General features: G+C 66.3%; 11 protein-coding genes and 1 pseudogene. 4 read left to right on the plus strand and 8 right to left on the minus strand.

Features of this window, described 5'->3' with window-relative positions; all coding sequences use genetic code 11:
• Nucleotides 1-86 precede the first annotated feature (86 nt).
• The 5 genes from FHY18_RS18230 to FHY18_RS18250 form a co-directional block, all read right to left on the minus strand.
• Nucleotides 87-680 (minus strand): hypothetical protein, encoded by a 594-nt coding sequence (locus FHY18_RS18230; protein WP_259157953.1) that lies wholly within the window; start codon nucleotides 678-680, stop codon nucleotides 87-89.
• 30 nt (nucleotides 681-710) lie between these two features.
• A complete protein-coding gene (gene tatC / locus FHY18_RS18235; protein WP_104628296.1) occupies nucleotides 711-1,448 on the minus strand; it encodes a twin-arginine translocase subunit TatC in 738 nt (245 codons plus the stop codon).
• Nucleotides 1,445-2,032, minus strand: coding sequence for a Sec-independent protein translocase protein TatB (gene tatB / locus FHY18_RS18240; protein WP_259157981.1), 588 nt, complete (start codon nucleotides 2,030-2,032; stop codon nucleotides 1,445-1,447). Before tatB ends, tatC begins: the two co-directional genes overlap by 4 nt.
• Before the next feature lie 15 nt (nucleotides 2,033-2,047).
• Nucleotides 2,048-2,275 (minus strand): Sec-independent protein translocase subunit TatA, encoded by a 228-nt coding sequence (gene tatA, locus FHY18_RS18245; RefSeq protein ID WP_003484969.1) that lies wholly within the window; start codon nucleotides 2,273-2,275, stop codon nucleotides 2,048-2,050.
• Nucleotides 2,276-2,347: 72 nt separating this feature from the next.
• Nucleotides 2,348-3,256: a YSC84-related protein gene (locus FHY18_RS18250; protein ID WP_259158221.1), complete on the minus strand. Its 909-nt coding sequence runs from the start codon at nucleotides 3,254-3,256 to the stop codon at nucleotides 2,348-2,350.
• Nucleotides 3,257-3,408: 152 nt separating this feature from the next.
• Here FHY18_RS18250 and hemH point away from each other — a divergent pair, with 152 nt between their 5' ends.
• Genes hemH through FHY18_RS18265 form a run of 3 tightly spaced genes read left to right on the plus strand, consistent with a single transcriptional unit; the run spans nucleotide 3,409 to nucleotide 5,560 of the window.
• Complete coding sequence (gene hemH / locus FHY18_RS18255) at nucleotides 3,409-4,374, plus strand: ferrochelatase (RefSeq protein ID WP_259158464.1); 966 nt, start codon at nucleotides 3,409-3,411, stop codon at nucleotides 4,372-4,374.
• Nucleotides 4,371-5,237: an alpha/beta hydrolase gene (locus FHY18_RS18260; RefSeq protein ID WP_259158225.1), complete on the plus strand. Its 867-nt coding sequence runs from the start codon at nucleotides 4,371-4,373 to the stop codon at nucleotides 5,235-5,237. Before hemH ends, FHY18_RS18260 begins: the two co-directional genes overlap by 4 nt.
• A 35-nt stretch (nucleotides 5,238-5,272) precedes the next feature.
• Nucleotides 5,273-5,560, plus strand: coding sequence for a hypothetical protein (locus tag FHY18_RS18265; protein WP_259158228.1), 288 nt, complete (start codon nucleotides 5,273-5,275; stop codon nucleotides 5,558-5,560).
• A 125-nt stretch (nucleotides 5,561-5,685) separates the two neighbouring features.
• Here FHY18_RS18265 and FHY18_RS18270 read toward each other — a convergent pair whose 3' ends face one another.
• From FHY18_RS18270 to ttcA, 3 genes are all read right to left on the minus strand, one after another.
• On the minus strand, nucleotides 5,686-6,471 hold the full coding sequence (locus FHY18_RS18270; RefSeq protein WP_259158233.1) for a SprT family zinc-dependent metalloprotease: 786 nt from the start codon (nucleotides 6,469-6,471) through the stop codon (nucleotides 5,686-5,688).
• A gap of 623 nt (nucleotides 6,472-7,094) precedes the next feature.
• Nucleotides 7,095-8,000, minus strand: a complete 906-nt coding sequence (locus tag FHY18_RS18275) for a recombination-associated protein RdgC (RefSeq protein WP_007974628.1) — start codon at nucleotides 7,998-8,000, stop codon at nucleotides 7,095-7,097.
• A 62-nt stretch (nucleotides 8,001-8,062) separates the two neighbouring features.
• Nucleotides 8,063-8,980 carry a tRNA 2-thiocytidine(32) synthetase TtcA gene (ttcA, locus tag FHY18_RS18280; protein ID WP_259158270.1) on the minus strand — a complete coding sequence of 306 codons (918 nt, stop codon included), beginning with the start codon at nucleotides 8,978-8,980 and terminating at the stop codon, nucleotides 8,063-8,065.
• An 808-nt stretch (nucleotides 8,981-9,788) separates the two neighbouring features.
• Here ttcA and FHY18_RS18285 point away from each other — a divergent pair.
• Nucleotides 9,789-10,366: pseudogene (locus FHY18_RS18285) on the plus strand (xylose isomerase); the annotation flags it as partial.

Genomic DNA, 10,366 nt, shown 5'->3' on the forward strand with positions numbered 1-10,366 from the left:
AGCGCACCCGGGCGCGATGAAGCTTTCCCGGGAACGCCCCTCGCGCCCGGGTGCGCTCCTACGCAGATCGATCCATCTGCGCGGGGTCAGTTTGTCTGATCGAGTTCCACGCGGACGGCCGCAATGCAGTCGGGTATGTCGCCGAAGGGCAATGGATGGGCGGCAAACACGTTCTCGTAAATGATCACCTCTGCACCGGAGCGCGTTGCGCGCAGGTGTCCCACACCGCTGAAGGACGTATTGGCATTCTCTCTCAAGGTGGCATTACGGCCGTGGAAGAGGTCACTCGCAGCGTTACCGCACGTATCGATGCGTACTGTCAGCTCGCCATACATCGCGCTGAAGAAGTCGTGTTGTTCGGTGCCGAATAGCTGGAACGGATCGACGGTGTTGTAAATCAGCAACACCGTCGGCATACCGACACTGGCAGCCGCGCGTAGTTGCCCCCTCGCTTCAACAATCTTCTGGCGCACATGCCAACCGATCGTCCTGGACCACACTCCATCCGGATCGATTCCACGATCACTCTCGATCTGTTTGATCTCGACCGCCACCAACGTGCTGCCAAGCCACACGTGATAGTCGGGAGTACGGCTGGATGTCTCGGCAATCCGCTGACAGTCCAGCCGATGATGCGCGCAGAATGTTTCGAACAACTGCTCTGATGTGGTTCTTTGCATTCCCAGATCAGTTCGCACACCGAGCGCGAATTAGGCGCTCTTCGGCCCCACAGCGCGCGAAGCGATGATGCCCAGCTCATAGAGCAGGCACATCGGGATGGCCAGCATCAGCTGCGAGACCACGTCCGGCGGGGTGAGCACGGCGGCCAGGATGAAGATACCGACGATGGCGTAGCCGCGGCCCTCGCTCAGCTGTTTGGGGCTGACCCAGCCCAGCAGCACCAGGATCACCAGCGCGACCGGTAATTCGAAACTGGCACCAAAGGCGAAGAAGATCGCCAGCACGAAATCCAGATAGGAATTGGCGTCCGGGGTAATGGCGATCACGTCCGGCTTGAACGTGGTGAGGAAGTGGAACACCGCCGGCAACACCAGAAAATACGCGAACGCGCAGCCGATGTAGAACAGCGCCACCGCCGAGGCCAGCAACGGAAATGCCAGCTTCTTCTCACGCTGGTACAGGCCTGGCGCCACGAACGCCCAGGCCTGATACAGCAGCCATGGCACGCTGACGAAGACCGCCACGAAGAAGGTGAGCTTGAGCGGGGCGAAGAACGCGCCGGCCGGGTTCATCGCGATCATCGTCTGCCCCAGCGGGAGCTGCGAGATCAGCGGCGCGGCCAGCCAGGAATAGATCGCACGCGAAAACGGCAGCAGCGCCAGCAACACCACGCCCAGGCCGATCAACGCACGCACCAGGCGCGCGCGCAATTCGACCAGGTGTTCGATCAGACTGCTCTCGGCCTGTGCGTCGTCGAACAGGCTCAAGGCGCCTTCTCCTGGGTGCTGCTGCCATCTGCGGGCGTGGGCACGGTGCTGCCCTGCGCATTCACCGGTGTGGAGGTCAGGCCGCCGTGCGGTGCCGGCACCAGCGTCTGCCGCGGTGCGGGCGCAATCGGCTGTGCCTGGGCAATGACCGGAGATGGACCCGGCACCTGCGCGGGCGGCTGCACGCTGCCCGGCTCCAGCACCACCGGCGTATCGGCAGGCAACTCCAGCGGTGCGGCCACCGGCGTGGCGCTGGTGCGGATGTCGATATCGCGGCCGATCTCGTCGTGCAGGCCGCGCGCCTGGTCATGCAGGCCGCGCGCACCTTCTTCGACCTGCTGCTGGGTGTTGCGCAGCTGCCCTTCGGCTTCGCGCAGCGAGGCCTGCACGTCCTGCAGGCTGCGCTTGAGTTCTTCGGCTTCCAGCTCGCGCTCGAGCTCCTGCTTGACCGAATCCCACTGCATGCGCGCACGGCGCACCCACAATCCGGCAAACCGGGCCGCCTTGGGCAAACGCTCGGGACCGAGCACCACCAGGGCGACGATCGCAATCAGCGTCAGTTCGCCAACACCTATGTCAAACACCGACGCTGCTCCGGATCAGCGCGCGTCGCGGTCGCGTTCGGCCTGCGCCTCACGCGCCTGCTCGGCAGTCCGGGAGTCGTCGCCGAGCTTGCCGGCCGGCTTGTCGTCGTCGTGCATGCCTTTCTTGAATTCCTTGACCGCGCTGCCGAGATCCTTGGCACCACTGGTGAGCCGCTTGGTACCGAACACCAGCAGCACGATCACCAGCACGATCAGCCAGTGCCAAATGCTGAAACCGCCCATGATCCGCTCGCTTGCTGAAAAGAAGGAAGACGCAGGATACCCCAGCGCACCGCGCAGGGGGATGACAGCCGGTCAGCGGTTGCCGTCTAGTGATTCGGTGCGGATTTCGCCATCGGACACCGGCTGGAACCCCTGCTGCGGGGGCGGCGTGGTGCTGGGCTGCATCGGCACCGTGCTGGCCTCGTTGGCCGGCGGCGGCGGCGGGGCCGATTGCGCTGCAGGGGCCGCGCCTGGCGCGCGCGCCGGCCCGGGGGGGGCAGTCTCGTCGCTGTCGCCATCGCTGGTGCGATTGGCACGCGCGGTGTAGGTGACTTCTTCGAGACGGTCGCGGAAAGCGATCACGTCGGTGGACGGGCGCTCGTTGGTACGGCCTTCGAAGATCATGCGCGGAGTGGCGCCGCCGCCGTAGGCGTTGAGGTCGGCGGCATCGTCGATCTGCAGCACCGCGCCATCCAGCGCCACGCCGGCGAACAAACCACGGGCGCGCGACCACGACCAGATTTCGGCCTTGAGCTGGCCGTCGGTGGCTGCAGCGGCATTGCGGCCGACCGGGCCGGCGGCCACGCCGGCATCGGCACCGAGGGTGAACTTGCCGTTGACGATGTTGTCCAGGCTGCGGTCGTTGCGGAACACCAGCACCACGTCGGAGGACTGCACGCCGGCCTGGAAGCCGATGCTGCCGCCGGTGAGCTTGACGAACACCGGCTGCGACCAGCTGCCGTCGGCATTCTTCATCGACATCAGGCCGTGGCCGCGGCGGCCGCCGATCACCAGCCCGGCCTTGAGCGTGTCGGGGATGACCACGATGGCGCGTGCCTCGTCGAGCAGTTTGTCCGGAATGGACTGCTCGGGAATCTTCATGATCTCGTTGAGCACCCGCACCGCGTTACGCGCGCGCTGATCCTCTTCCGGGCCGGCAACGGCGTGGCCGGCGGCGAAGGTCAGCGACAACAACAGGGCCAGACGCGACAGACGAGGCATGACAAGCTCCAAAGGACGATCCGTCAAAGATAGCAATGCCGCGACGTTAGTGCTGGCGCAATGAATCGGTGGTGAGCGCAGCCGGCGGCAAGACGCCGCAGATCGGAACGATCGATACGCTGTCCTCGGCAGTGCTGCCCGGCTCTGCCAGAATGGCCGGCATGAACACCACCCCCGATACCGCCCTGCTGGTCGTCAATCTCGGCACTCCCGAATCGCCCACCGCCCCGGCCGTGCGCCGCTACCTGGCCGAGTTCCTCAGCGACCGCCGCGTGGTGGCGATCCCGCCGCTGTTCTGGAAGCCGCTGCTGTATGGGGTGATCCTGCCGATCCGCGGGCCCAAGTCGGCGGAAAAATACGCCAAGGTGTGGCTGCCCGACGGCTCGCCGCTGGCGGTGTACACGCGCCGCCTGGCCGAGGGCCTGAAGGACGTCATGCCCGACTGGCAGGTGGAATGGGCCATGCGTTACGGCGAACCGGCCCTGCGCAAGACGCTCGATGGGCTGCGCGCACGCGGCATCAGGCGCATCGTGGTGTTGCCGCTGTATCCGCAGTATTCGACCACCACCACCGCCTCGATCCAGGACGTGGTGGATGCCTGGCGGCCCAGCGCACCGGAGGTCGAGGTCAGCGTGATCCAGGACTATTGCGAGGACGCCGGCTGGGTGGCGGCGATCGCCGATTCCATCCGTGCGCACTGGCAGGCGCACGGGCGCAGCGAGAAGCTGATGTTCTCCTTCCACGGCCTGCCGCAACGCGTGGCCAACGCCGGCGATCCGTACCCGCAGCAATGCGAGCGCAGCGCGCAGGCGATCGTCGCTGCGCTGGGCCTGGGCGCGGACGACTGGCAGATGGGCTACCAGTCGCGCTTCGGTGCCGAGCGCTGGCTGCAGCCGTATGCCGAGCCGACGTTGTGGGCGTTGGCCGAAGGCGGCGTACGCAGCTTCGATCTGGTGTGCCCCGGCTTTGCCACCGATTGTCTTGAAACGCTGGAAGAAGTGGCCCTGGGCTTTGCCGAAACGCTGGCCGAGCGCGGCGCCACGCTCAGTTACATCCCCTGCCTCAACGCCGCCCCACCGCATGCGCAGGCGCTGGCCGCACTGGCGCGCCGCGCGTGAGGTTGGAGCCGTTTGCGTGCGAGCTGGCCATCGGGCGTGTCACCGGCTTGCGCAGCGCCCAACGCGGGCCGCGCCGGGTGCTGGCATTGCATGGCTGGCTCGATAACGCAGCCAGCTTTGTCCCGCTCAGTGCGCATCTGCATGCACCCGATCTGGATCTGGTACTGATCGACCTGCCCGGTCACGGCCACAGCGCGTGGCTGCCGATGGGCGCCGAGTACACGCTGAGCAGCGCGATCCACAATCTGCTGCAGGTCGCCGATGCATTGGGCTGGGACCGCTTCACCCTGCTGGGCCACTCGCTTGGCGGCGGCGTCGCCAGCCTGATGGCCGCCGCCGCACCGGAGCGTATCGCCGCGTTGGTGGTGATCGAAGCGCTGGGGGCGTTGGCCGAACCGGTGGAGGGCACCGCCGAGCGGTTGCGCGATTCCGTGCGCTCGACCCGTACCCTGGCGCAGCGGCCGCTGCGTGTGTTCACCTCGATGGAAGCGCCGGTGCGCGCCCGCATGATGGCCAATCAACTGACCGAGCCGGCGGCACGCCTGCTGGTGGAACGCGGCCTGCGCGTGGTCGAAGGCGGCTACAGCTGGTGCACCGACCCGCGCCTGACCCTGCCCACCGCCATCCGCATGACCGAAGCGCAGATCGACGCGCTGCTGGCGGCCATCGCATGCCCCACCCAGGCCATCTTCGCCACGCCGGGGCAGCCGTATTTTTCCGCCCCCCTGCGCGACCACCGCGTGGCCATGGTGCCGGACGCGCGCCTGCACCTGCTGCCGGGCACCCACCATGTGCATATGGAAGCGCCGCAGGCGGTGGCGGCGGTGATCGATGGGTTTTGGGAGACGCTGCCACATGCGTGATGCAGGCATGTCTGGTGGGCAGATCAGCTAGCGCGATGGCAGATCACGCGCGGGTGGTCGCTGCGATTGAATCCTTCGCGCTGTGGAATGCGCCGTGGACGTTTTTCGACGCGGTGCACGCGACCGCGGACTTGGATGCGGATGATCGCCTGTTGTTGCAGCAGGTGTGGTCGGTGGCGTGTCACGTCGATCAGTGGACGTCGGGACTTACGCTGGATGCAGGTGCGGCGGCTGCGAACAGCGCCCTGACAACGCACTTCGCCTGGCTGTCACCGCAGGCCTGCCGGCAACTTGCCAGGGCCGCGTCGTACGCGTGGCGCTAACCACGTGATGCCCTTTCGCGCGATTTGCATGAGGCGACCGTCGTGCTGAGCCATTGCCGGATTCAACACGCATCCGGATGATTGCAAGGCTGCGGCAGCGGTGGTTTTGCGCAGCGACGCCGGCCTCACTCTGCCTGCAGCAGCCGCCGCAGCTGCGCCTTGAGCTGGCGACCGTGTTCGTGGAAGTAGCTGCGCTCGTCGCGCCAGGCAGGGAAGCGCTGTTCCACTTCGGCCCAGAAGGCGGGCGAGTGATTGGCCTGCAGCAGATGGCAGAGCTCGTGCACCAGCACGTATTCGAACGCGGACGGACGCCCGAGCACCAGCGCCAGGTCCAGCGCCATCGAGCCGTCCGGGGCCAGCGAACCCCATTGCGAGGACATCACCTTGAGCCGCAAACGCGTGGGCGGGCGCGGCAAGCCGGGCAGATACGTGGGTAACCAGCGGCCGACGTCGGCGCGTGCCTGCGCTTCGTAGAATTCCTTCAGCGTGCGGCGCAGGCCGGCGTCGCCCAGCCTGGACGGCACGTGGAAATGTGCGCCCGCGTCGTCGACGTCGATGCGCGTGTAACGGCCCTCGTGCCAGTGCAGCGGCAGCAGGACGCCACGCAACGGCAGCAGCCCGGGCACACCGCGCTCCAATGCAGGAAATGCATCGACCTGCTGGTACCGCGACAGCTGCGTGCTCAGCCAGTCCAGGTGCGCATGCACGAACCGTTCGCCGGAGATCAGGCTGGCCCGCAGCGGCAAGGTGAGCCGCGCGCCGCGTTCGTCGACGCTGAGTTTGATACGCCGCGCACGCGGGTCGCGCACGCGCAGCACCTCGATCTGGCGCCCTTCCAGCTGCACGCGCAGGCAGTCGCGTTCGACAACCTGCGAGGGCGGCGCAATCAGGCGGCGGACGGGCTTGAACATGGGCACAGGATAGCGCTGCGATGTGTCAGGTGGTGAGACGAAGCGGTTGATGCATTCGATGTTGGCGCGACCTCTTTGAGCGGCTGGCAAACGACGCTGCCCACCGCCAGGTGGGCGCAGCCGACGTCGCTAGATCTGCGGCCTGGCTGCAGGGCCCTTGCCCGCCCAGCACGGCCGAGTCTCTGTGCTTGGGGCGTCGTACTGGATAGCGCGAATGGAACAGCTGCAGAGCGGCGGATCGGCGACTTGGCTGCAAGCAGAAGATGAGGTGCGATGGTTGACCCACTGTGCCTCGACCGGCTTCCCACCACTCTTCTCACGGCAGACCGAGCAGCAGACAAGCGTTTTGACGCGCAATCTGCAAACGTCGCGTCTGCCCACCGCAAGCCGAGCGCCACGCTTTCAAGAAAGCAGCCGACCGACTGTCTGGTGCGGTGTCCTTGCCGGTTGCGGGACCGTGTGGCGGCATGGATGCCGCCACCGAGCCCCCAGGGACGGGTTCACGGCGTGTCCCGCAAGTGGTGAGGACACCGCGCCCTCGACCCACAGAGCTTTTCGATTTAGACCTCGGATGATTCAAGCCGCGCAACGCACCTCGACGACGCCACCGTTCGAAGTCCTGGTTATTCGGCCTTGCTCAACTTCAGCGCGGTTTCCAGCAGCAGGAACAGCCGACGGATTTCGGCGCTCATCAGCGCAAAGCGGGCGTCGAGTTCGGCGCGTGCGCCATCGTCTTCGCTGTGTTCGAGCTGGTCCAGGGCGCCATCGAGGAACTTGAGCTTGCGGATCACCAGATCGTCACCGAGCACGAACGACAGATTGTCGTCCAGCACCAGCGCCAGCTTGGTGACCTGCTTGCCGGCTTCCAGGTGCTTGTCGATCTCGTCGCCGCGCAGTTCCTGATGCTGGCACTTGACCACCGCACCGCCTTCGATCGGGTCCTTCATCTCGCACTCCTCGCCCAGGCTCAGGCCTTCGGGCAGCGGCTCGCCGGCGATCCAGCCGGTGAGGATGGCGCGCGGGGCGACTTCTGCATTGAGCGGCAGCGCCGGGAAGCTGCCGAGCGCGCCGCGGATCTCGCTCATCACGTTCTCGCCGCTCTTGCGGCTGGAGCTGTTGACGGCGATGTAGCCGTGCTGCAGGTCCAGGATGGCATCGGTGCGCGAGCTCTTGACGAAGGCGCGCGGCAGCAGCTCATGGATCAGGTCGTCCTTCAGGCGCTTGCGCGCCTTGCCGCCGGGGCGACGGCCTTCCTTCTCTTCGATCTCGGCGACCTTGCGCTCGAGCAGGTCGTTGACCACCGCGCCGGGCAGGATCTTGTCCTCGCCACCGACGGTGAGCCAGAGGAAATCTTCCAGGCGGTGCGAGAGCACTTCCTGCTCGTCGCGGCCGAACGGGGAGATGAAACCGCGCGAGCTCATTTCCAGCGGGCCGACCGGCTTGAGCTGCACCTGCGGCAACAGCGTGTCGATTTCGGAGAAATCCAGCGTGGTCGGGAAACGGAACAGGGTGAGATTACGAAAGAACATGCGTCAGACCGAAGAGGAGGAAACGTGGAGGGTGGGAAGACTGCGCCGCCGCGAGGGCCGCGTCAGTCGCTGTCGTGTGTGGTGTCGTCGCCGGCGGCGAGCCAGGCGCTGGAGTCGGGATCGGACGGTGCGGCCTCGCCGCTGCGGCCCAGCGACAGGAAATCGAACAACGCAGGATCGGCCAGTTGCTCGGGCCGCACATCGCCCAGCGCGCGGGCGATCTGCTCGACCCGCCCGGGTTGCTCGCGGTCCCACTGCTGCAGCATCCGGCCGACCTGCTGGCGCTGCAGGTTTTCCTGGCTGCCGCACAGGTTGCACGGAATGATCGGAAACTGGCGCGCCTGCGCATAGGCGGCGATGTCGGCTTCGCGCACATAGGCCAACGGGCGGATCACCACATGCGCACCGTCGTCGCTGCGCAGCTTGGGCGCCATTGCCGCGAGCCGGGCGTGGTGGAACAGGTTCATGAAGAACGTGGCCACGATGTCGTCGCGATGGTGGCCAAGCGCGATCTTGGTCACGCCGTGCGCCTGCGCGTAGGCATACAGCGCGCCGCGCCGCAGTCGCGAGCACAACGAACACATGGTCTTGCCGGCCGGAAGCACCCGGCTGACCACCGAATAGGTGTCCTGCTCGACGATGGCGAATGGCACGTCCAGGCCGCGCAGATAGGTGGGCAGGACGTGGGCGGGGAAGTCGGGCTGCTTCTGGTCCAGATTGACCGCCACCAGGGTGAATGGCACCGGCGCCTTGCGCTGCAGGTGCAGCAGCATGTCCAGCAAGGTGTAGCTGTCCTTGCCGCCGGACAGGCACACCATGATCTTGTCGCCGGCCGCGATCATGCCGAAGTCGGCAATCGCCTGGCCCACCTGGCGCTGCAGGCGTTTGCCCAGGCGCAGCTGCTCACGCTGCAGCCGCTGGCGCGGGTCGCGCGGCGCGGGGTCGGCCAGGGGTTGCGGCAGCGGCAGGACAGCGGTCATAAGCCGGCCATTGTAGCGGCCGGGGGGATTGGGATTGGGATTTGGTCGTGAGGCCAGAGGTGGCTGCCCCCATCCGCCCTTCGGGCACCTTCCCCCGTGAACGGGGGAAGGGAGCAAGACCTCGTCTACGGGTGAGCGCTTCCCGCCCAGCCCTTTCCCGGCAGTTTCCTCTCCTGATGGTCCCTTCTCCTGATGGTCCCTTCTCCTGATGGTCCCCCCGCCTGATGGTCCCCTCACCTGATGGTCCCTTCTCCTGATGGTCCCCCGCCTGATGGTCCCCTCTCCTGATGGTCCCCTCTCCTGATGGTCCCCTCTCCTGATGGTCCCCTCTCCTGATGGTCCCCTCCCCTGATGGTCCCCTCTCCTGATGGTCCCCTCGCCTGATGGTCCCCTCGCCTGATGGTCCCCTCGCCTGATGGTCCCCTCTCCCGCGTGCGGGAGAGGGTGCCCGAAGGGCGGGTGAGGGCCGTACGCCCCTACCCACCAACCGCCAGCCATCACCACACCCTGCCGCCACGCAACAGCTCGCATCTCGCAGCGCAGCAAGCCTTTCGGCGGCGGGCTGGGTAAAGTCCGCAGGACCGTTTCAGCTGGGATCGGCATGACACCTTCGGCTTCGCTGTATGGCGCGGCTTTTTTCAGTCGGCTTTTTGGTAGCGCTAACATTCTGTGCATTGCGTAGCAGTACACGCATGCATAGATGCGCTGCAGCGACGCGGCGCCACCGATCGTTGCGCGTGCCAGCGCCGCAGTGTGTCGACGCCATCCCTCTCTCCCACGACATCCCCTTTCTGCAGGAGTTCACCCCATGAGCAACACCGTTTACATCGGCGCGAAGGAATACTTCCCCGGCATCGGCAAGATCGGCTTCGAAGGCCGCGATTCCGACAACCCGCTGGCATTCAAGGTCTACGACGCCAACAAGCAGGTCGGCGACAAGACCATGGCCGAGCATCTGCGCTTTGCCGTGGCCTACTGGCACAGCTTCTGCGGCAATGGCGCAGACCCGTTCGGCCCGGGCACGCGCGCCTATCCGTGGGATGTGGGCAACAGCGCGCTCAATCGTGCCGAAGCCAAGGCCGATGCCGCATTTGAATTCTTCACCAAGCTCGGCGTGCCGTACTACTGCTTCCACGACGTGGACCTGTCGCCGGATGCCGACGACATCGGCGAGTACCAGAGCAACCTCACCCACATGGTCGGCATCGCCAAGCAGCGTCAGGCCGACACCGGCATCAAGCTGCTGTGGGGCACCGCCAACCTGTTCTCGCACCCGCGCTACATGAACGGCGCATCCACCAACCCGGACTTCAACGTGGTGGCGCGTGCGGCCGTGCAGGTCAAGGCCGCGATCGATGCCACCGTGGAATTGGGCGGCGAGAACTA

It is taken from the genome of Xanthomonas sp. 3793 (genome assembly GCF_024806835.1).
Lineage (GTDB): Bacteria > Pseudomonadota > Gammaproteobacteria > Xanthomonadales > Xanthomonadaceae > Xanthomonas > Xanthomonas arboricola_F.